Raw genomic sequence first — 19,782 nt, 5'->3', positions numbered from 1 at the left:
GTCTGCGTTTTGCGATCCCGGCGGTAATCTGGCGCCGAAGGATGCCCCCTAATTCGCGGCCGCCCATGGGCCCATCAGGGGGAAGCAGGCTGTTTCTCGGCCTTCTTCTCCCATCTGCCCGACGCCTCGGACCAGTATTGCGCGGCGCAGCCCGCATCGGTCAGCGCCTCCCACTGGACGCGCGCATGGGCGACGGCGGCGTCGTTGTTACCGTCAAACAGCACGCATACCCGGTCAAGGCGCGTCACCTCATCCGGCGCGACGTCCGCGCCATCCACTGCCATCAGGCAGGTCGCGCCGTTGGGCATGTCTGCAAGCGTGGTTAGCAGAATCGGCTGGTCGGCCTCATGCGGCTGCCCCGCGCGGCCATGTGGCAGAAATCCGTCATCGCCTCCTGCCAGCCACAGCGCCTCGTCCAGCGTGTCCAGATGCGCGGCCTCGCGGCCCCGGACGGCGACGCGCCAGCCCGCGCCGCGCGCCTTTTCCAGCAACATGGGCAAGGTCGCCTCCAGCGGCGCGCGGGTCAGGTGATAGAAATAGGCAACGCCCATCAGTCCCCCTCGGCCATGTCCGCGACCAGCCGGTTCAGCGCCATGACACCCCAGCCCGTCGCGCCCTTGGGAGCATAGGCCGTGTCAGATTTGACCGAGGCGACCCCGGCGATATCCAGATGTATCCACGGTATGCCCTCCTGCACGAACCGCTTGAGGAACTGCGCCGCCGTGATGCTGCCCGCAGGACGGCCGCCGACATTCTTCATGTCCGCGATCTGGCTTTTCAGCTCGTCGTCATAGGCCTGTCCCATCGGCATGCGCCATGCGCCTTCGCCCTCGGCCTCGGCGGCTTTCAGGAATGCACCGCAGAGGTCGTCATCGTTGGAGAAAACGCCGGCATTCTCATGGCCCAGCCCCACGATGATGGCGCCGGTCAGCGTCGCCAGATCGATCATCGCGCACGGTTTATACGTCTCCTGCGCGTACCACATCACATCCGCCAGAACGAGCCGCCCTTCGGCGTCGGTGTTGATCACCTCGACTGTGTCGCCCTTCATCGACGTGACCACGTCGCCGGGGCGCGTCGCGCGGTCCGACGGCATGTTCTCGACCAGGCCGACAAGGCCGACGACATTCGCCTTGGCCCGGCGCAGCGCCAGCGTGCGCATGACACCGGCGACAACACCGGCGCCGCCCATGTCCATGGTCATATCTTCCATCCCGGAAGCAGGCTTCAAGCTGATCCCACCGGTGTCGAACACGACCCCCTTACCGACCAGCGCCAGCGGCGCATCGCCGTCCTTGCCGCCCATCCATTCCATCACAGCCACCTTCGTGGGGCTGGCGCTGCCCTGCCCCACGCTGAGCAGGCAGCCCATGCCCAACGCTTCCAACTTGTCCTCTTCCAGAATTGTGACTTTTAGACCGAGGCCTTCCATATCCTTGATCCGGTTGGCAAACTCAGTGGTGGTCAGGTGGTTGGCGGGTTCGTTGACCAGATCGCGGGTGAAAAAAGTCCCCTCAACAATGGCGCGCGCGGCATCTGCCAGCGGCTCGACGTCACTCGCGTCCTTCACCATCATCGTCACGTCGCCCAGCGTTTTCTGATCGCCGGTCTTGCGGGCAGTGAACTCGTAGGCGCGCAGCGCGATGCCCTGCATCAGCTCGACAGGGCTGGCCTGCGACGCGGCCAGAACAATCATGCCCTTTTTTCCCAGCAGCTTGCCCAGCGCCGCGCCGGCCTTGCGCGCCTCAATGGCGCTGGCGCGCGACGCGATGCACAGCACATCGACCGCCTCAGCCTTCAGCCCGGCAGGCCAAGCCAGCGATTTCACGTCGCCTGATTTCATTTCGTCCAGCGCGCCGCCGTCAACCATGCGCGCCAGCGCGCCGCGGGTCAGCTTGTTCACGCGCTTCGCGCCTGCGTTCAGCTTGCCGTCCTTGGCGATCAGCACGACGATGCGGCCCGGGGCCTCGGCGATACGGTCCAGATCTGTATCGATGATGGTGGTTTTGGCGGGCGTGGTCATGGGGCGGCTCCTGTGCGGTCCTGCAATGGCTTGTCATATTCTGCCCGGACTCTGCGCATTTTGGCCCCGAGCGCAATGGCGCCTTGGCGCCGGCCGCCCCGATTAGCAGTTTTACTGGTCGCGCATTTGGTTTAGTTTGCCACCAGATATTGCGTGTCAGGGGGAATAGAGTGGCCAGATTCGACAGATATATGCTGTCGCAATTCATGGTTCTGTTCGGATTTTTCGCGCTGGTGCTGGTGTCGATCTTCTGGATCAACAAGGCGGTGCGCATGTTCGACCGCCTGATCAGCGACGGCCAATCGGCCTGGGTTTTCATCGAATTCACCGCCCTTACCCTGCCGGGTGTCATCGGCGTGGTGCTGCCGATCGCGGCATTCGCGGGGTCGGTCTATGTCACCAATCGCCTCAGCACCGAAAGCGAACTGACGGTGATGCAGGCCACCGGGTTTTCGCCTTGGCGACTGGCAAGGCCTGTGCTGTATTACGGGCTGATCGTGGCGATGATGATGATGCTGCTGTTCCACCTGCTGATCCCGCTTAGCCTGAAACAGCTGGAGCAGCGCCGCGCCGAGGTAACGGGCAATATCACGGCCAAGCTGCTGACCGAGGGCGAATTCCTGCACCCGGCCTCCGGCGTTACCTTCTACATCCGCGAAATCACACCCGAGGGCGAGCTGCGCAACGTGTTCCTGTCGGATCGGCGCCGCGCAGGCGCGCCGACGACCTATACATCGTCGCGCGCCTATTTGGTGCAAGAAGGCGGTGGCACCAAACTGGTTATGGTCAACGGGCTGGCCCAAAATGTGGCGCCGGACGGGCAGCGCCTATTCACCACCCATTTTGACGATTTTTCCTATGATATCAGTCGGCTTGTGGCGCAGAATGCGCTGAACCTCGACCGGATCGCCTTTGCCTCGACGCTGGATCTGATCCGCGATCCGGCGGCCGTCGCCGAGCGCACGAATGTCACGCTGGGCGTGGCCATCACCGCACTGCACAGCCGGTTCGCACAGCCGATCCTGTGTGTCGTTGCGGCACTGGTCGGGTTTGCCACATTGCTACAGGGCGGTTTTAGCCGCTTTGGCGTCTGGCGGCAGATCGTTACCGCGTTCCTGCTGCTGATCGGGGTCAAGCTGATCGAGGGCGCCGTTGCGGGACCGGTTCTGGCCACGCCGACAATGTGGCCGCTTTTGTACTTGCCCAGCGCGGTCGGGTTGATCCTGTCGGGTTTGTTGCTTCATTCGGCGGCCAATCCCGGCCTTTTGCGGCGGCTGCGCAGACGTGACAGGGCGGGGGTGGCATCGTGACGCTACACTACTATTTCGCGCGCAAATTCCTGTGGACCTATCTGGGCATCACCGGCATTTTCATGGTCATCCTCGGCCTCATCGACATGGTCGATGAATTGCAGGACTTTCCCGAGCTGCAATTGTGGGAGGTGGCCGAAATCGTGCTGCTCAACCTGCCTCATGCCAATTACGAGATCCTGCCGCTGGTGATGATCCTCGCGTCGGTCGCGCTGTTCATGCGTCTGGCGCGGTCGTCCGAAATGGTGGTGGTGCGCGCCTCCGGCCTGTCGGGGTTTCGCGGAATGTTGGCGCCGCTGACCATGGCGACGCTGATCGGACTGGTGTCGATCACCGTCATCAATCCGGTGGTCGCCGCATCCTCCAAGCAATATCATAACCTGATCGCCAACTACCGAAACGGCGACACCAGCATCATGGCACTGTCATCCGAGGGGCTTTGGCTGCGTCAGGGCAGCGCGCTGGGCCAGACGGTGATCCATGCCACATCGGCCAGCGCGGACGTCAGCACGCTGCAAGGCACCACCTTCATCGCCTTTTCCCCCGAGGGCGATCCGCTGCGCCGCATCGCGGCGCGGCGCGCAACGCTTGGCATCGGAGAATGGGTGCTGGAGGACGTCAAGCTGTGGGATCTGTCCGACGGCACCAACCCCGAGGCGAGCGCCCAGCGCATGGACCGGATGACGGTGCCCTCGGCCCTGACCCGCGAAGGCATCGTCGACAGCTTTGGCAAGCCGGAATATATTGCCATATGGGATCTGCCCGCGTTTATCGCCCAATTGGAGCAGGCCGGATTCTCGGCCCGCCGCTATGCGGTGTGGTTCCAGATGGAACTGGCGCGTCCGATCTTCCTGATGGCGCTGGTGTTGGTGGCCGGTGCCTTTACCATGCGCCACACCCGCACGACCAATACGGGCGTTTCGGTCCTTATCGCGATCATGTTGGGGTTTTCGCTGCATTATATCCGTAATTTCGCGCAGGTATTGGGCGAAAACGGGCAAATTCCCGTCATTCTGGCCGCTTGGGCGCCGCCGGCTGCGTCATTGATGCTTGCTTTTGGCATCTTGCTGCATATGGAGGACGGATGATCCGCCTGTTGCGCACTCTCACCCTCCTGCTTGCGATCCTGCCCGGCCTGGCGCAGGCGCAGGGCGGCGCTGCGCCGACCCGCGCGGCGCTGCTTATTGCCGATGAGGTTCTGCTGGAAGGCAGCGACACGTTGGTCGCCACCGGCAATGTCGAGGCGGTCTATGACGGCCAGCGGCTGAAGGCGCGGCGCATCACTTATGACAAATCCGCAGGCAAGCTGACGATTGATGGGCCGATCACGCTGTTCGATGGGAATTATACGACCGTTCTGGCCGACGCGGGACAGCTGGACCGCGATCTGAAAAACGGCATCCTGACCGGCGCACGCATTGTAATGGACGATCAGCTGCAACTGGCCGCGACGCAGATCAACCGCAAGGACGGGCGATATTCGCAGCTCTACAAGGCCGCCGTCACCTCGTGCCAGATCTGCGCCGAGGGCGGCACACCGCTGTGGCAGATCCGTGCGCGCCGCGTGATCCACGACGCCGAAACACGGCAGCTGTATCTGGACGGCGCGCAGTTTCGTATAGGCACCCTGCCCATCGCCTATTTTCCGCGCCTGCGCCTGCCCGACCCCACCGTGACGCGCACGACCGGGTTCCTGACCCCGTCGCTCTATAATTCCTCGCTGCTGGGGTTTGGCGCGAAGGTGCCCTACTTCATCACCATCGGCGACGACAAGGATCTGACGCTGACCCCTTATTACTCCACCCAGACGCGCACGCTGGAATTCCGCTATCGTCAGGCATTTGCCGATGGCGGGATCGAGTTCGAGGGCGCATTCAGCAACGACGACCTGGTATCCGACGACCGTGCCTACCTGTTTGGGCGCGGCGTCTTTGCCCTGCCGCAGGAGTATGTGCTGCGCTTCAACATCGAGGCGGTCACGGATGACACCTACCTCGTCGATTACAACTATTCCGACGAGGATCGGCTGGATAGCGAGATCTCGGTCGAGAGGATCCGCCGGGATGAATGGCGCCGCGCCGCGCTGACCTATTTCCACACCCTGCGCATGGGCGAGAACAGCGCGACACTGCCAACAAGCGTCGCCAATTTCGACTATGAAAAGCGGTACTTCCCCACCCGAATCGGCGGCGAACTACGTATCGCCGCCGAGGCGCACGGCCATTATCGCTGGTCTACACTGGACACCGACGGGCCGGATTACGATCTTTTCGCCGACGGGCGGGACGTGAAGCGCCTCACCACCACCGCCGAATGGCTACGCACCTGGACGATGTTTGGCGGGCTGCGGGCCACGGCCCAGACCGGACTGGCGGTCGATCTCATCCACGTGAACGAGGCGGGCACCACGTCGCGCAGCAGCATAACCCAGGCCACGCCGAACGCGGCGCTTACCCTGCGCTATCCGCTGTCCAAGATCACCGGAACCGGCACCACCCATGTGATTGAACCGATGGTGCAGTTGGCGTGGATCGGCGGCGACACCCCGAACATCGCCAATGACGAAAGCACGCGCACCGAATTCGACGAGGGCAACCTTTTGTCCCTGTCCCGCTTTGCCGCCGCTGACCGGCGCGAACGCGGCGCCAGCGCGGCCTACGGCGTCAGCTGGTCACGTTTTACACCCAGCGGGCTGCGCAGCACATTGACCGTAGGGCAGATTGCCCGTGACCGCGCCCAGCGCGAAGCGACGGGCGGGCTGACGTTTTCGCGCTCGTCAGGGCTGCGCGGGACCACGTCCGACGTGCTGGTTGCGGCGCAGATTGCCACGCAAAACGGGCTGTCCATCACGGCGCGCGGCCTTTTCGACGGTGCGTTCGACACAACCAAGGCCGAAGCCCGCGCCAGTTGGCGCAACGCCGCCGTCGATCTGGGCGCCACCTATATCTGGCTACCGCCCGACCTGCAGGAAAACAGGCCCAACACGACCTCGGAATGGGCTATCGACGGGTCTTACCGGCTGTCCAGGCATTGGACAGGCGACGCCGCATGGCGGTATAATGCCGCCAGCAATAACAGCGTCCGGGCCGGCGTGGGCGTGACCTATACAAACGAATGTGTCGAGGTCTCGCTTTCGGCCTCGCGCCGCTTCACCTCTTCCACTATCCTCGAGCCGTCGACCGATATTTCGCTCACCGTCGGTCTGCGTGGCTTCAGCGCGCGCGCCGAGGACAAAAGTTACGTTCGGGAATGCAAAAAATGACCTCACAAACCAATTCCAAAATCACCTTTCGGGGCATCGCCCTGGCCCTGATGCTGCCCTTGGCGGGCGCGTCGGTTGTCGTGCCGCAGATCGCCACGGCGCAGGGCATGTTCGATCCGGTGGTCAAGATCGACGGCGCCGCCGTCACCCGCTACGAGCTGGACCAGCGCACCAAGCTGCTGAAACTGTTGCGCGCTCCTGCGGACCCCGCCAAACTGGCGCGCGAACAGTTGATCGACGACCGGCTCAAGGCCCAGGCTGCGGCAGCTAACGGCATCACCGTTGATGATGCGCAGGTGCGGGCGGGGATGGAACAGTTTGCCAGCCAAGGCAGCCTGAACGTCGACCAGATGATCACCCTGCTGGCGCGCGGCGGCGTGGCCGAGCAAACATTTCGCGAATTCGTGCGCGCCGGACTGCTCTGGCGCGAGGTGACGCAGGCCCGTTTCGGCCAGCGCGTATCGGTCAGCAAAGAGGATCTGGAATTTGCCCGCACGACCGTTTCAGATGGTTCTGGCGTGCGCGTGTTGCTGTCCGAAATCATCATTCCCTACACCCCTGAAAATCAGGCGCAGGTCATGGAGAAGGCTCGCCAGCTTTCCGAGCTGACCTCGACCGCGTCCTTTTCGGCGCAGGCCAAGCAGTTTTCCGCGACACAGACGCGCGATTCTGGCGGACACCTGCCTTGGCAGCCTGTCACGCAACTGCCGCCCATCCTGCGCCCCCTCGTTCTGGACCTTGCGCCCGGCGAGGTGACTGCGCCCCTGCCGCTGAACGGCGCTGTCGCATTGTTCCAGATGCGCGACATTCAGGAAACCGACGCCCCTGATCCCGTCTATACCGCAATCGAATACGCCGCCTACTACATCCCCGGCGGGCGGAGTGCGGACGCGCTGAGCCGCGCCGCGCAGATCGATGCGCAGACCGACAGGTGCGATGACCTTTACGCCATTGCCAAGGGCCAGCCCGCCACCGTGCTGGAACGGGGCACAAAAGCCCCCGGCGAGATCCCGAACGATATCGCCATTTCGCTGTCGCGCCTTGATCCCGGTGAGGTCTCCTATGACGTGACCCGCGCGGACGGCCAAACGCTGGTCCTGCTGATGATGTGCAGCCGCAGTCAAACGCAGACCGCTGGCGCGCCCAGTCCCGCCGCCGAGGGCGAGACCGCGGCCCCGGACGAAACGGCGCAACTGTCGGCTCAGATCGCCACCCGTCGGCTGGAATCCTTCGCCAATGGCTATCTTGAACAGCTGAGGTCCGAGGCGCGGATCATCGAATACTGATGCCCGCCCCCATGCCCCCCATCGCGCTCAGCTGCGGGGAGCCTGCGGGCGTCGGCCCGGAACTGGCGCAAAAGGCGTGGGAGGTGCTGGGGCCATCGCTGCCCTTCTTCTGGATCGGTGATCCGGCGCATCTGCCTGTGGGCTGCCCGGTGACGGTGATCGAGCGCCCCGATCAGGCCATCGGGGCCGTCGGCCTGCCCGTTCTGCCGCATCCCATGCCCGGCGCATTGACGCCCGGCACCCCCAACCCCGCTCATGCCCAAGGCGTCATCGACGCCATAGCGCGCGGTGTGGATCTGGCGATGACCGGCGCCGCGGGCGCGCTGTGCACCGCACCCATTCACAAGAAGGCGTTGCAGGACGGCGCAGGCTTTGCCCATCCCGGCCATACCGAATATCTGGCGGCACTCACCGGTACAACGCGCGTGGTGATGATGCTGGCCAGCGATCAGTTGCGCGTGGTCCCGACCACGATCCATCTGCCCATGCGCGATGTCCCTATCGCCCTGACGGCGGACCTGCTCACCGATACCATCCGCATCACCCATACCGGCCTGATCCGCGATTTCGGCGTCGCCGCGCCCCGCATCGCCATTGCCGGCCTCAACCCCCATGCCGGCGAGGGCGGCAAGATGGGGCGCGAAGAACTGGACCTGATCGCCCCCGTTCTGGACACCCTGCGCGCCGACGGGCTGAATCTGATCGGGCCGCTCTCGGCGGACACGATGTTTCACGCCGCCGCGCGCGCAGGTTATGACGCCGCCATCTGTATGTACCACGATCAGGCGCTGATCCCGATCAAGACGCTGGATTTCGACCGGGGCGTCAACGTCACGCTGGGCCTGCCCATCGTGCGCACATCGCCCGATCATGGCACTGCGCTGGACATCGCCGGGCGCGGCACGGCAAACCCCACATCGCTGATCGAGGCGCTGAAAATGGCGGCGCGCTTGGGCGCGGCGCGGCGCGCATGAGCATCGACACGCTTCCCCCCCTACGCGCGGTCATCGCCAGTCACGACCTGAGCGCACGCAAATCTCTGGGGCAAAACTTCCTTCTGGACCTTAACCTTACGGCCAAGATCGCGCGGCAGGCCGGCGATCTGACAGAATGCGACGTGCTGGAAATCGGCCCCGGCCCCGGCGGCCTGACACGCGGTCTGCTGGCCGAGGGCGCGCGCCGCGTGCTGGCCATCGAAAAGGACCCCCGCTGCATGGCGGCGCTGGCCGAAATCGCAGACGCCTATCCCGGACGGCTAAAGCTCATCGAGGGTGATGCGCTGAAAATCGACGCGCTCCAGCACCTGACGCCGCCGATCCGCGTTGCCGCGAACTTGCCCTATAATGTCGGGACCGAATTGCTGGTGCGCTGGCTGACGCCGGACACTTGGCCCCCCTTCTGGCAATCACTGACGCTGATGTTCCAGCGCGAGGTGGCCGAGCGGATCGTGGCCGCACCGGGGTCCAAGGCTTATGGGCGCCTTGCCCTGCTCGCCCAGTGGCGCACCGATGCCCGCATCGTGATGAACCTGCCGCCCGAGGCGTTTTCACCGCCCCCCAAAGTCTCCAGCGCGGTGGTGCATCTGACCGCCTTGGCGCAGCCCCGCTTTCCCGCGCAGCCAAAGCTGCTGGAACGAACGGTCGCCATGGCCTTTAACCAACGGCGCAAAATGCTGCGCGCCGCCCTCAAGGGCCTTGCCCCCGATATCGAGGATCGACTGATCGCGTCCGGCATCAAGCCCACCGACCGGGCCGAAACCGTGGCGTTAGAGCAATTCTGCGCTCTGGCACGCACGCTGGAAGGGTAAGTGACCCTCGCCATCTTGTTGCCGGCGGCGGGCGCCTCGGCCCGCATGGCCGGGCGCGACAAGCTGATGGAACAGATCGACGGCGTGCCCCTGCTGGCGCGACAGGTCGCGCGGGCGCTTGCCACCGGCACGCCGGTCTATGTCACGACGCGCGCTGACCGGCCCGCGCGCATCGCGGCGCTGGCCGGGTTGAATGTCACGCAGGTCATGATCGCTGACCCCAGCCAAGGGCTGTCGGCCTCGATCCGCGCCGGGGTGGCCGCGCTGCCTGAGGATGTCACCGCGCTGATGGTGCTGCTCCCTGATCTGCCGGAGATCGAGACAGCCGATATGCGCGCCATGATTGCGGCCCATGCCGCACAGCCAGACTGCATCCTCCGGGCCGTGGCAGAGGATGGCACACCGGGTCACCCGGCTGTTTTTCCGCGTAAGCTTTTTAGTGCACTGGCTGATTTGACAGGCGATACAGGCGCACAAGCCCTGCTGCGGCAGGAAGGATTCGCCCCCTTCACCCTGCCCGGCAGACGCGCAATTACCGATCTCGACACGCGCGAGGATTGGGCCCGGTGGCGCGCGCAGCAAGGGTGACTGCCCACCCCGCCTGCGATCGTTCGTCATCAACGCCCCAAAACGCGGCGCGCACCTACTGGCCAAGACCCTGCGTGCGCCTCTGGGATATGACGCCGTCGAGAAATCGGTTCGCCCGTTGCGGGCTGCACGGATGCTGAAATTCAGGCTGTCACCGGCCAGAGTCAGACCATGGTGGCCTAGTATCGATCAAAATCCAGCCGCCGCGCACTGAGTCGCACAGCGCGAAAACAGTGCGAATAGGCCAGAACAGAACGAATACGAAACAGGAAATTGTCAGTAGCCTATGTGAGTACGCACAATCGCAATCCGCTTCAGCTAATTTCGGATTGCGGAAAACCCTGCATAAACAAGGTGGTACCCAAGGCCGGACTCGAACCGGCACGCCTCGCGGCGGGGGATTTTGAATCCCCTGCGTCTACCATTCCGCCACTTGGGCGCACTGCGCGGATATTTAGCGAATGGCCCGCCCCCCGTCCAGCCCTGCCGCGCGGTGTGACACGGGTTTTTTAGCCCAAACTTTTGTGTGATGCGCATATGCCGGGGCTTGACCGACCCCACCGTGCATGCTCTGAGCCATTGCAATCTCACTGTAATCTACGGAGCGCGCGACGCCGATGATACGACGCCTCTATCAAAGCACCATCGCCATGGCCGAACACCCGCGCGCGATGTGGGTGCTGGCCGTTGTCGCCTTTGTCGAAAGCTCGATTTTTCCGATTCCGCCTGACGTGCTGATGATCCCGATGATTCTGGCGCGGCCGCATCGTGCCTGGGCGATTGCCGGGCTGGCAATGCTGGCCTCCGTGCTGGGCGGGCTGGCGGGGTATGCAATCGGTGCGCTGGCGTTCGAGCAGTTGGGCCGCCCGATCCTGGAATCGCTGGGCAAGGCCGGTGCGATGGCCGAATTCAGCACCCGGTTCAACGATCTCGGGTTCTGGGCTGTGCTGGCGGCAGGCGTCACGCCCTTTCCCTACAAGGTGATCACGATCATGTCGGGCTGGACCGGTATGGCGCTCGGCACCTTCGTCCTGACCTCGATCCTGGCACGCGGTCTGCGCTTTTTCATCGTGGCGGCACTGCTGTGGAAATTCGGCGCGCCGATCCGCGAATTCGTCGAGCGGCGACTGGGCCTGATGTTCGTGGCATTCTTTGCCTGCCTCGTCGGGGGGTTCCTGCTGATAAAGGTGTTTTGAAGATGTCTCGTAACGCATGGATCGCCCTGGCCGCCCTCGGATCGCTGGGCCTTCTGCTGGGTGCGCTGGCGTTTCAGCATCTGGGCGGCCTTGCGCCCTGCAAGATGTGCCTGTGGCAACGCTGGCCGCATGTTGCCGCCGCGCTGATCGGACTGGGCGCGCTGGCGCTGGGGCGCTGGTCGCATGGCCGCATCCTGCCATGGCTGGGGATGCTGGCGGTGCTGACGTCAGCGGCGATCGCTGCCTATCACACCGGGGTCGAGCGTGGCTGGTGGCAGGGCCCGTCCTCCTGCACAGGCGGCGGGGGCGGTGATCTGCTGCGCATCGACGGGCCGCTGGACATGGTGATGTGCGACGCGGTCGCATGGCAGATGCTGGGCCTGTCGATGGCCAGTTGGAACATGCTGGCCTCGCTGATGCTGGCCACCATGTGGGTCATGGCCGCGCGGCGTTAATGCCCTACCCTGCCGATTTGCGTGTGCTCAGCAGCAGGCTGGTTTCGCTGCTGACAATGCCGTCTATCCGTCGGACCTGACCAAGAACACGGTCCAGTTCTTCCAGCGTTGGTGCGCCAATCTCGACGATGATATCCCAGCGCCCGTTGGTGGTGTGGCTGGCACGCACGGCGCTGAGGCCGTTCAACTGGCGCAGGATGCGGTCGGTGCCGCGCCCCTCGATTCCCAGCATCATCAGCCCACGCACCGGATCGCGCGCTGCATCGCCCTTCAGCACCACCGTGAACCCGACGATCTCGCCGCTGCGCCCCAGCCGCTCGATACGCGAACGCACAGTCGTGCGCGACACGCCAAGGGTCGCGGCCAGATCCGACAACGACGCGCGCGCATCATGTCGCAATGCCGAGATGAGAGCCTGATCAGTTTCGTCCATTATGTCAGTTTATCCTTTCATTATGATCAATCTTGTTCCCATCTGTGCAAATTGTCTACTTCCATCCGCCCCGTTTGCACAACACACTGTCGCCATACCTAACTAGGAGAGCGACATGACCGGCAAAACCTGCATTCTGATCGGCGCGCCCATGGACAGCGGCAAACGGCGCCAAGGCTGCCTCATGGGCCCCGACGCCTACCGCGTGGCGGGCATCGGCCCGGCGCTGGCGGATCTGGGCCATGACGTGGTCGATATCGGCAATGTCGCCCCCGATCCGGCCGAGGCACACCCCGATCTGCCCGGTCACCTATTTGCCCCGGCCGAGATGATCGGCTGGACGTCGGCGCTTGCCCGCGCCGCGACCGAGGCACTGCCACGTGGCTTGCCAATCTTCCTTGGCGGCGATCATGGCCTTGCCTTGGGATCGGTACTGGGGGCGGCAAATCATGCCGCGGCGCAGGATCGCCCGTTATTCGTGCTGTGGCTGGATGCGCATACCGATTTCCACACGCCGCAAAGCACGGCATCGGGCAACCTGCACGGCGCGCCGCTGGGCTATGTCACCGGGCGCGACGGATTTCACGGCTTCCCCGAGGTCGCGAACCCGGTCCCGCATGAAAACATCTGCCTTCTGGGCCTGCGCTCGGTCGATCCGGACGAGCGTGAGGCGATGCAGACAACCGATGTGCGCTATCACGATATGCGCAGCATCGACGAGGCCGGGATCGCCCGCCCCCTCGCCGCGTTCCTTGGAGATGTGGAAAAGGCGAACGGGATGCTGCATGTCTCGCTGGATGTCGATTTCCTCGACCCGAGCTTTGCCCCTGCCGTCGGCACCACTGTCCCCGGCGGCGCCACCATGCGCGAGGCGCATCTGGCGATGGAGATGATCTGCGACAGCGGCCTGATGACGTCGCTCGATCTGGTCGAACTGAACCCCTTCCTGGATGACCGGGGCCGCACCGCACAGGTGATGGTGGATCTGGCCGCCTCCGCCCTTGGCCGCCGCGTGTTCGACCGCCCAACGAGGGCATATTCATGACCGTTCAGGCGCCCTCCAACGTGGTGATGATCCGCCCCAACAGGTTTCATCCAAACCCCGAGACGGCAGCGGACAATCGGTTTCAGTCTCTGCCGACGCTCGGCGCGGACGAGGTCGCCGCAAATGCCTGGAGCGAATTCGACACGGCCGTGCAGCGCCTGCGCGATGAGGGGGTCGGCGTGCATGTGTTTCAGGACGAACGCGACGACACCCCCGACGCGGTGTTCCCGAACAACTGGTTTTCCACCCATCCGGGCGGCCATGTTGCCATTTATCCGATGTTCGTGCCGTCGCGTCGCCGCGAGCGGCGCGAGGACGTGATCGAGATGCTGAAACGCGAGTATCGCGTGCAGGTCGTCACCGATTATTCGGGGCTGGAACAGGACGGACTGGCGCTGGAAGGCACCGGCGCGATGGTGATCGACCATATCGGGCGCATCGCCTATGTCGCGCGCTCGCACCGCGCCGATCCGATTTTACTCGAGCGGTTCTGCACCAATTTCGGCTACGAGCCGATGGTGTTCGATGCCATCGACGAGGGCGGCGCGCCCGTCTATCATACCAATGTCATCATGGCGATCGGCACGCATTTCGCGATGGTCAGCCTCGACATGATTGAGAATAACGACCGCCGCGCCGATATCGCCGCGCGTCTGGCCGAGCCGGGCCGCGACGTGATCGACCTGACGCACGCGCAGATCGCCCAGTTCGCAGGCAACGCGATCGAGCTGAGCACACCAACCGGACTGATGACGGCGATATCCTCGCGCGCGCTGGCGGCCCTCGACAAAGGCCAGATCGCAATGATTGAACGGTCCACCCGCATCGTGCCGCTGGACATCCCCACCATCGAGGCCGCCGGCGGATCTGTCCGGTGCATGATCGCCGGGCTGCACCTGGCAAAACGTAATTTCACCATAGAAAAGGCCGCAAAATGAGCAAGCTTTCCCCCTCCGACAAGGCCTATGTGCCCTTCGTCAGCGTCGACAACATGATGAAGCTGATCCACCATATCGGGATCGAGGACATGCTGATCGGCCTTGCCGATTACATCGAAGAGGATTTCAAACGTTGGGAGCTGTTCGACAAGACACCCCGCGTTGCCAGCCACTCCGAAGAGGGCGTGATCGAACTGATGCCGACCTCCGATGGGGAGGTTTACGGTTTCAAATACGTCAACGGACACCCCAGCAACACCAAGCAGGGCCTGCAAACCGTCACCGCCTTTGGCCTGTTGGCGAATGTCGGCAATGGCTATCCCGTGCTGCTGAGCGAAATGACCCTCCTGACGGCGCTGCGCACTGCGGCCACTTCGGCGCTGGTGGCGAAATACCTCGCCCCCAAGGGCGCGGATACGATGGCGATGATCGGCAACGGCGCGCAGTCCGAATTCCAGAGCCTCGCGATGAAGGCCATCGTTGGCATCAAGACGGTGCGCCTGTTCGACATCGACAAGGAAGCGACCAAAAAGGCGGCGAAAAACCTCGCCGGTCTGGGCCTGAACGTGGTCGAGTGCGACACCGCCGAGGCCAGCATGGAAGGCGCGCAGATCATCACGACCTGCACTGCGGACAAGCAATATGCCACCATCCTGACAGACAACATGGTTGGCGCGGGCGTGCATATCAACGCCATCGGCGGCGACTGCCCCGGCAAGACCGAGCTGGCCCCCGCCATTCTGGAGCGGTCCGACATCTTCGTCGAATTCCCGCCCCAGACCCGGATCGAGGGCGAAATTCAGCAGATGGCCGAGGATTACCCCGTAACCGAGCTGTGGCAGGTCATGACGGGCGCCGCCAAGGGCCGCACCAGTGACACGCAGATCACGCTATTTGATTCCGTAGGCTTCGCGACAGAAGATTTCAGCGCGCTGCGCTATGTTCGCAAGAAAATCGAAGGCACGGATTACTTTCTGGATCTGGACATGCTGGCCGATCCCGACGATCCGCGCGACCTGTTCGGCATGCTGCGCCGCGCCGCGCCCAAATAGCACGCACCCGCGCGGGACAGATCACGTCCCGCGCGCAGTTCCTCTGTTAGCGAAGAACTTAAGGCGCAGCAAGATCATGACGCCCGGCGGCACGGGGGACGTGCCGCCGGACTGTACCGGTTCAGCTGTCGCTGGCGGGGATCAGGCCCATCTCTTGTGCCGCGCTCATTTCGGCATCGTCGACAACGCCGTCACCGTTGACGTCGATTGCGCTGAACTGTTCTGCGGTCATTTCAGGGTACACGGCCTGCACCTCTTCCACGGTCAGCAGACCGTCGCCGTTGGTGTCCATATCGGCCAGACCGCCCGCGGCGAAGGCCGTCGTTGCCAATGCGCCAGCGGCCAGCATGGATGCGATAAACTTGGTCATGGTGTCTCTCCTATCGTCTTTTACTTTAGGAAGGGGCTGTATTGCCCGCTTCACATCACAGGACGCGCTGGCAGCGATTTGCGTCCCGGATCAGTGCCTTGTCCGGATTTCAGGCGGCAGATCGCCTACCCGAGTGGTGCGCGGCGGCGCCTGTTCGCGCAAAAAGGCAGGCATCTGAACGTCGGCGGAAAGGCTCTGATTGCAGGGGGGCCAAAGACACCCAACATTCGCATGGACCAATGACGCTCTGAAAGGCCGAACCCATGCTCCTGCCCTGCACTGTGGCGCCCCCCCGATCCGTTTCCCAAATCCTGGCCGGGCTTCAGCCGGATCTCATGCGCCTCGCCCGGCGGCTCGCGGCCAGCGAATCCGAAGCACAGGATCTGGCACAGGAGACGCTGCTGCGGCTCTGGCTGCGCCGGGCCGAGATCGGACAGGTCGACGATCTGCGCGCCTATGCGCGCGCTGCGCTGCGCAACCTTTACCGTCAGGGCCTGCGCCGCGCGCCGCACCTGCCGCTGGAAGAGGCCGAAGACCCCAGCGTCGCCCCCGAAGTATTCGGCGCGCTGGCGCTGGCCGATCTGCAAGGCGCCATCCGCCGCCTGCCAACAGATCAGGCCACGCTGATCGCGCTGGTGATGTCGGGCGAAACCAGCCCGGCCGCCTTGGCCGGGCGCACGGGCTGCGGGGTGAACACGGTGATGTCGCGCCTTGCCCGCGCGCGTGCACAACTGCGCCGCGACATGGATATGGCTCCGGGCGCGCCGGTGGCCAGCCTGCTATAGCCCCAGCGCGCGCCGCCGCTCGGCCGCGAAGCCCTGCACCAACCGGTCAGCCACCAGCGCCAGTATCGCCATTGCCGCGCCCGACGTAATGCCCAGCCCGATATCGGCCTGCCCCAGCGCAAGGAAGATCGACTGCCCCAGCCCCGTCGTGCCGATCAGTGCCGCGATCACCAGCATTGCGAACGCATAAAGGATCGTCTGGTTCAGCCCCAGCAGGATCGTCGGCGCGGCATAGGGCGCGCGCACCTCGCGCATCGTCTGCCACGTCGTCGCGCCCGATGACGTCGCCGCTTCGATCAGGTCGGGCGGCGTGGTGACAAGGCCGTGGCGCGTGTAGCGGATCATCGGCACGATGGCGTAAAAGATGATGGCCAGAAACGCCGAGAATTCCCCGATCTGAAAGAACATCAACACCGGAATCAGGAATACGAACAGCGGTATCGTTTGCAGCATGTCGCAGATCGGCTGTACTACCCGCCACGCCAGCGGGCTGAGCGCGCAGATCAGGCCGATGCCCCCGCCCAGAACGGCGCAGGTCAGCACAGCGGCACCCGACAGGTACAGCGACCACAGCGCCTTGGCCCACAACCCCGAAAACAGGACCGCCGCCAGCATCAGCACCGCAAACAGCGCCAGACGCCGCCCGCCCGCAACCCAGCCGATGGCACCCGCGCCGATCAGGACGAAGGGCCAAGGCAGCTCGGCGATGCCCGTCTCGACGATACCCGCCAGAATGGGCAGCATCAGTCCCGCCGCCACGCGGCCCCGCAGCGCAATCACACCGCCGATCCCGGCGGAGACGGCGAACAGCACAGCGCTCATCCAGCCGGTCCATTGGAAGCCCCAGGTGAACGGCAGCACCGCCCCGTCAAGGCCGATCCGCAGCGGAAGCAACCCATAGAACATCGCGGCGTTCTTGATCGCGTCCAGCGCGGCGCCATTGGCGCGCACGAACACCGTCAGTCGGCCATCGACCCAATCAGCGGCCGGCACCAGCAGCTTTAGCTGGCTGGCAGCAGGCAGATAGAGCCACGCCAGAACGGCGACAAATGCACCAACCGCGACGATTGCCAGTGCGACGCGGCGCGAATGGCGCTGCTGCTGGCGCGCCATACCGGCGCTGATCCGGTCAATAACGATGGCGAACGCCACGATCACCAACCCCGCCAATAGCGCATCGCCGAACTGCGCCTTGCGCATGGTCAGAAGCACCTCCCAACCGATATCGTTGAAGCCACCGATCACGGCCGCGATGATCACCATAGACAGCGCCGCCATGAGCGACTGATTGACGCCCACCATGATCTGCGTCGTGGCCGACGGGATCTCGATCAGGAACAGTTGTTGCAGGCGGTTGCCGCCCGACATGATCGCCGCCTCCTTGATGTCGGTATCGATGCGCTCCAGCCCCAGGATCACATTGCGCGCCATGGGCGGCGCGGCATAGATCGCCGACGCGATCAGGCCCACCACCGGGCCGAACCCGAACAGCAGCAAAAGCGGCGTGAGATAGGCAAAGGTCGGCACGGTCTGCATCACGTCCATCACCGTCTGCACGGCGGATTTCACGCGCGGCATCTCATTGGCCAGGATGCCCGTGGCACCGCCCAATATCAATGCCAGCGGCACCGATACGGCGACCAGCGACAGGGTGTTCATGCTCTCCACCCAGTAGCCGGACGCAACGACAAAGCTAAGCCCGGCAAAGCCGAGCAGCGCCAGACGCACCCCCCCACAACCCAGCCAAGCGCCGTCACCAGCGCCACCAGAAGCGGCCAGGGCGTGTGCAGCAGCAGCGCCTGAGCCCAGCCCATGGGATAGGCCAGCCCGGCCGAAAACATCCGTGCGCCCGGTTTGATCAGGTTCAGGAACCACGTCAGCCCGGTGTCGACCCAGCGCGCCATGGGCAGCGCCCAGTCACCCGGAAACCGGTCCAACCATGGCAGATGCGGCACCAGCACCATGCACAGCGCGCCCGTGGCCAGCACCACCAGCGCCGCAATGGTGCCAGGGCTCAGCTGGCTCCCTGACCCCTTGGCGCCACTCATGACGGGTCGACCTGCAACGCCTTGGCCAGATCGGCCGGGTCGATCATCCCGGCGATCTGCCCATCTCGCCCCCGGACCGGCACCGGCTCATACAATGACATGCACGCGGTCAACGCCTCGTCCAGCGTCATATCGACGCGCAGGCCCGGATTATCGGCAGGTGGCGGCGCATCCGGATCAACCGGATGCAGGACCGAGAACAGGCACGCATGGCGTCCCTTGGCCACATCCCGCGTGAAATCGCGCACATAATCGTCGGCAGGTTCCAGCACGATCTGGCTGGGCGTGCCGATCTGCACGATCTGGCCATCGCGCATGATGGCGATGCGATCGGCGATCTTCAGCGCCTCGGCGATGTCATGGGTGATAAAAACGATGGATTTGCGCAAACGCGCCTGGATGTCGACGAATTCATCCTGCAACTGGCGCCGGATCAGCGGGTCCAGCGCGCTGAACGGCTCGTCCAGGAACCACACGTCGGGATTCACTGCCAGGCTACGCGCGATACCGACGCGCTGGCGCTGGCCGCCGGACAATTCGCGCGGATAAGCGCCCTCGCGCCCCTTGAGGCCGACCAGATCGATCACCTCCTGCGCGCGCTTCAGCCGCTCGGTTCGACCCTGCCCTTGCATCTTAAGCGGAAAGGCAACGTTCTGGAGAACGCTCATATGCGGGAACAGGCCAAAATGCTGAAACACCATTCCCAGTTTGCGACGACGCAACTGAGTCATGCGTGATTTTGACGCGTTCAGGATATCCTCGCCGTCAATCTCGATCTGGCCCGCCGTCACCTCGATCAGCCGCGAGATGCAGCGTACGATGGTCGATTTACCGGACCCCGACAGGCCCATAATGACGAAAAGCTCGCCGCGCTTGACATCAAAGCTGACGTTTTGGACTGCGGGCACCAGCCCCTGATCGCGCAGGATCTGCGCCGCTGCGTCCACATTGCCCCCTGACCGCTCCAGCGCATCGGGCAGACGCGCCCCTGCGCCGGTGCCAAATACCTGCCAAACATCGCGACAGCGGATCGCGGGCTGATCCGAGGGGGTCGGGTCGGTCATCTATCTCTCCCGAAGGTCTGGATCTGGTCGATTTGAAGTGGCACGCGCCCGAACGGCAAGCTGCGGCCCAGCGCGGTCCGATTTCCTAACCACAGCAGGCAAGGGTCCAAGGCCGCGCAA

At 64.1% G+C, this 19,782-nt stretch carries 20 protein-coding genes and 1 tRNA gene; 13 read left to right on the top strand and 8 right to left on the bottom strand.

All coding sequences use genetic code 11. The annotated features are described in order from the left end of the window. Positions 1 to 74 precede the first annotated feature (74 nt). Positions 75 to 551 (bottom strand): DNA polymerase III subunit chi, encoded by a 477-nt coding sequence (locus FGD77_RS14100; RefSeq protein WP_255010733.1) that lies wholly within the window; start codon positions 549 to 551, stop codon positions 75 to 77. Then, positions 551 to 2,023: a leucyl aminopeptidase gene (locus tag FGD77_RS14095; RefSeq protein WP_255010730.1), complete on the bottom strand. Its 1,473-nt coding sequence runs from the start codon at positions 2,021 to 2,023 to the stop codon at positions 551 to 553. Before FGD77_RS14095 ends, FGD77_RS14100 begins: the two co-directional genes overlap by 1 nt. A gap of 170 nt (positions 2,024 to 2,193) precedes the next feature. Between FGD77_RS14095 and lptF the strand changes: the two genes are divergently transcribed. The 7 genes from lptF to FGD77_RS14060 are packed head-to-tail and all read left to right on the top strand — an operon-like array spanning position 2,194 to position 10,276. Continuing rightward, positions 2,194 to 3,333 carry an LPS export ABC transporter permease LptF gene (gene lptF, locus FGD77_RS14090; RefSeq protein ID WP_369682724.1) on the top strand — a complete coding sequence of 380 codons (1,140 nt, stop codon included), beginning with the start codon at positions 2,194 to 2,196 and terminating at the stop codon, positions 3,331 to 3,333. Further along, on the top strand, positions 3,330 to 4,421 hold the full coding sequence (gene lptG, locus FGD77_RS14085) for an LPS export ABC transporter permease LptG (RefSeq protein WP_255010728.1): 1,092 nt from the start codon (positions 3,330 to 3,332) through the stop codon (positions 4,419 to 4,421). Before lptF ends, lptG begins: the two co-directional genes overlap by 4 nt. After that, positions 4,418 to 6,595: an LPS-assembly protein LptD gene (locus FGD77_RS14080; RefSeq protein WP_255010726.1), complete on the top strand. Its 2,178-nt coding sequence runs from the start codon at positions 4,418 to 4,420 to the stop codon at positions 6,593 to 6,595. The genes lptG and FGD77_RS14080 overlap by 4 nt, the downstream gene beginning before the upstream one ends. Then, the gene (locus FGD77_RS14075) at positions 6,592 to 7,881 is read left to right on the top strand and encodes a SurA N-terminal domain-containing protein (protein ID WP_255010724.1); all 1,290 of its coding nucleotides are present in this window, start codon (positions 6,592 to 6,594) and stop codon (positions 7,879 to 7,881) included. Before FGD77_RS14080 ends, FGD77_RS14075 begins: the two co-directional genes overlap by 4 nt. Next, entirely contained in the window at positions 7,881 to 8,855 is a 975-nt protein-coding gene (gene pdxA, locus FGD77_RS14070; RefSeq protein WP_255010722.1) for a 4-hydroxythreonine-4-phosphate dehydrogenase PdxA, read from the top strand. Before FGD77_RS14075 ends, pdxA begins: the two co-directional genes overlap by 1 nt. Beyond that, the gene (gene rsmA, locus FGD77_RS14065; RefSeq protein ID WP_255010719.1) at positions 8,852 to 9,688 is read left to right on the top strand and encodes a 16S rRNA (adenine(1518)-N(6)/adenine(1519)-N(6))-dimethyltransferase RsmA; all 837 of its coding nucleotides are present in this window, start codon (positions 8,852 to 8,854) and stop codon (positions 9,686 to 9,688) included. The genes pdxA and rsmA overlap by 4 nt, the downstream gene beginning before the upstream one ends. Further along, positions 9,689 to 10,276, top strand: a complete 588-nt coding sequence (locus FGD77_RS14060) for a nucleotidyltransferase family protein (protein WP_255010717.1) — start codon at positions 9,689 to 9,691, stop codon at positions 10,274 to 10,276. A 355-nt stretch (positions 10,277 to 10,631) separates the two neighbouring features. On the opposite strand, the gene FGD77_RS14055 is transcribed toward FGD77_RS14060, so the two are convergent. Beyond that, a tRNA-Leu gene (locus FGD77_RS14055) sits at positions 10,632 to 10,715 on the bottom strand. A gap of 178 nt (positions 10,716 to 10,893) precedes the next feature. On the opposite strand from FGD77_RS14055, the gene FGD77_RS14050 reads away from it, so the two are divergent. Further along, positions 10,894 to 11,472, top strand: a complete 579-nt coding sequence (locus FGD77_RS14050; protein ID WP_255010715.1) for a YqaA family protein — start codon at positions 10,894 to 10,896, stop codon at positions 11,470 to 11,472. A 2-nt stretch (positions 11,473 to 11,474) separates the two neighbouring features. Next, positions 11,475 to 11,927, top strand: a complete 453-nt coding sequence (locus FGD77_RS14045) for a disulfide bond formation protein B (protein WP_255010713.1) — start codon at positions 11,475 to 11,477, stop codon at positions 11,925 to 11,927. A 4-nt stretch (positions 11,928 to 11,931) separates the two neighbouring features. Here FGD77_RS14045 and FGD77_RS14040 read toward each other — a convergent pair whose 3' ends face one another. Further along, the gene (locus tag FGD77_RS14040; protein ID WP_255010711.1) at positions 11,932 to 12,360 is read right to left on the bottom strand and encodes an Lrp/AsnC family transcriptional regulator; all 429 of its coding nucleotides are present in this window, start codon (positions 12,358 to 12,360) and stop codon (positions 11,932 to 11,934) included. A 115-nt stretch (positions 12,361 to 12,475) separates the two neighbouring features. Between FGD77_RS14040 and rocF the strand changes: the two genes are divergently transcribed. The 3 genes from rocF to FGD77_RS14025 are packed head-to-tail and all read left to right on the top strand — an operon-like array spanning position 12,476 to position 15,395. Beyond that, a complete protein-coding gene (rocF, locus tag FGD77_RS14035) occupies positions 12,476 to 13,405 on the top strand; it encodes an arginase (RefSeq protein WP_255010709.1) in 930 nt (309 codons plus the stop codon). Then, the gene (gene ctlX / locus FGD77_RS14030) at positions 13,402 to 14,343 is read left to right on the top strand and encodes a citrulline utilization hydrolase CtlX (RefSeq protein WP_255010708.1); all 942 of its coding nucleotides are present in this window, start codon (positions 13,402 to 13,404) and stop codon (positions 14,341 to 14,343) included. Before rocF ends, ctlX begins: the two co-directional genes overlap by 4 nt. After that, a complete protein-coding gene (locus FGD77_RS14025; protein WP_255010705.1) occupies positions 14,340 to 15,395 on the top strand; it encodes an ornithine cyclodeaminase in 1,056 nt (351 codons plus the stop codon). The genes ctlX and FGD77_RS14025 overlap by 4 nt, the downstream gene beginning before the upstream one ends. Positions 15,396 to 15,516: 121 nt before the next feature. On the opposite strand, the gene FGD77_RS14020 is transcribed toward FGD77_RS14025, so the two are convergent. After that, positions 15,517 to 15,765, bottom strand: a complete 249-nt coding sequence (locus tag FGD77_RS14020) for an EF-hand domain-containing protein (protein WP_255010703.1) — start codon at positions 15,763 to 15,765, stop codon at positions 15,517 to 15,519. 263 nt (positions 15,766 to 16,028) lie between these two features. Between FGD77_RS14020 and FGD77_RS14015 the strand changes: the two genes are divergently transcribed. Beyond that, a complete protein-coding gene (locus FGD77_RS14015) occupies positions 16,029 to 16,550 on the top strand; it encodes an RNA polymerase sigma factor (RefSeq protein ID WP_255010701.1) in 522 nt (173 codons plus the stop codon). Here FGD77_RS14015 and FGD77_RS14010 read toward each other — a convergent pair. From FGD77_RS14010 to FGD77_RS14005, 3 genes are read right to left on the bottom strand one after another with little or no spacing between them, the layout of a single operon-like run. Further along, on the bottom strand, positions 16,545 to 18,278 hold the full coding sequence (locus FGD77_RS14010) for an ABC transporter permease (RefSeq protein ID WP_369682723.1): 1,734 nt from the start codon (positions 18,276 to 18,278) through the stop codon (positions 16,545 to 16,547). The two genes, FGD77_RS14015 and FGD77_RS14010, sit on opposite strands and share 6 nt — an antisense overlap. Beyond that, positions 18,206 to 18,598: a hypothetical protein gene (locus FGD77_RS22470; protein ID WP_369682722.1), complete on the bottom strand. Its 393-nt coding sequence runs from the start codon at positions 18,596 to 18,598 to the stop codon at positions 18,206 to 18,208. The genes FGD77_RS14010 and FGD77_RS22470 overlap by 73 nt, the downstream gene beginning before the upstream one ends. Next, complete coding sequence (locus tag FGD77_RS14005; RefSeq protein WP_255010698.1) at positions 18,595 to 19,662, bottom strand: glycine betaine/L-proline ABC transporter ATP-binding protein; 1,068 nt, start codon at positions 19,660 to 19,662, stop codon at positions 18,595 to 18,597. The genes FGD77_RS22470 and FGD77_RS14005 overlap by 4 nt, the downstream gene beginning before the upstream one ends. Positions 19,663 to 19,782: the final 120 nt, after the last annotated feature.

Source organism: Roseovarius sp. M141, assembly GCF_024355225.1.
GTDB lineage: Bacteria > Pseudomonadota > Alphaproteobacteria > Rhodobacterales > Rhodobacteraceae > Roseovarius.
Note: the sequence above shows the minus strand (reverse complement) of the source record. Positions and strands in the feature narration are given on the sequence as shown.

What these genes read in the sequence shown, in the direction of transcription:
- FGD77_RS14100 (WP_255010733.1), bottom strand. Translation starts at nt 551, where the DNA reads ATGGGCGTTGCCTATTTCTATCACCTGACCCGCGCGCCGCTGGAGGCG.
- FGD77_RS14095 (WP_255010730.1), bottom strand. Translation starts at nt 2,023, where the DNA reads ATGACCACGCCCGCCAAAACCACCATCATCGATACAGATCTGGACCGT.
- FGD77_RS14080 (WP_255010726.1), top strand. Translation starts at nt 4,418, where the DNA reads ATGATCCGCCTGTTGCGCACTCTCACCCTCCTGCTTGCGATCCTGCCC.
- FGD77_RS14075 (WP_255010724.1), top strand. Translation starts at nt 6,592, where the DNA reads ATGACCTCACAAACCAATTCCAAAATCACCTTTCGGGGCATCGCCCTG.
- pdxA (WP_255010722.1), top strand. Translation starts at nt 7,881, where the DNA reads ATGCCCGCCCCCATGCCCCCCATCGCGCTCAGCTGCGGGGAGCCTGCG.
- rsmA (WP_255010719.1), top strand. Translation starts at nt 8,852, where the DNA reads ATGAGCATCGACACGCTTCCCCCCCTACGCGCGGTCATCGCCAGTCAC.
- FGD77_RS14050 (WP_255010715.1), top strand. Translation starts at nt 10,894, where the DNA reads ATGATACGACGCCTCTATCAAAGCACCATCGCCATGGCCGAACACCCG.
- FGD77_RS14045 (WP_255010713.1), top strand. Translation starts at nt 11,475, where the DNA reads ATGTCTCGTAACGCATGGATCGCCCTGGCCGCCCTCGGATCGCTGGGC.
- FGD77_RS14040 (WP_255010711.1), bottom strand. Translation starts at nt 12,360, where the DNA reads ATGGACGAAACTGATCAGGCTCTCATCTCGGCATTGCGACATGATGCG.
- rocF (WP_255010709.1), top strand. Translation starts at nt 12,476, where the DNA reads ATGACCGGCAAAACCTGCATTCTGATCGGCGCGCCCATGGACAGCGGC.
- ctlX (WP_255010708.1), top strand. Translation starts at nt 13,402, where the DNA reads ATGACCGTTCAGGCGCCCTCCAACGTGGTGATGATCCGCCCCAACAGG.
- FGD77_RS14025 (WP_255010705.1), top strand. Translation starts at nt 14,340, where the DNA reads ATGAGCAAGCTTTCCCCCTCCGACAAGGCCTATGTGCCCTTCGTCAGC.
- FGD77_RS14020 (WP_255010703.1), bottom strand. Translation starts at nt 15,765, where the DNA reads ATGACCAAGTTTATCGCATCCATGCTGGCCGCTGGCGCATTGGCAACG.
- FGD77_RS14015 (WP_255010701.1), top strand. Translation starts at nt 16,029, where the DNA reads ATGCTCCTGCCCTGCACTGTGGCGCCCCCCCGATCCGTTTCCCAAATC.
- FGD77_RS22470 (WP_369682722.1), bottom strand. Translation starts at nt 18,598, where the DNA reads ATGAGTGGCGCCAAGGGGTCAGGGAGCCAGCTGAGCCCTGGCACCATT.
- FGD77_RS14005 (WP_255010698.1), bottom strand. Translation starts at nt 19,662, where the DNA reads ATGACCGACCCGACCCCCTCGGATCAGCCCGCGATCCGCTGTCGCGAT.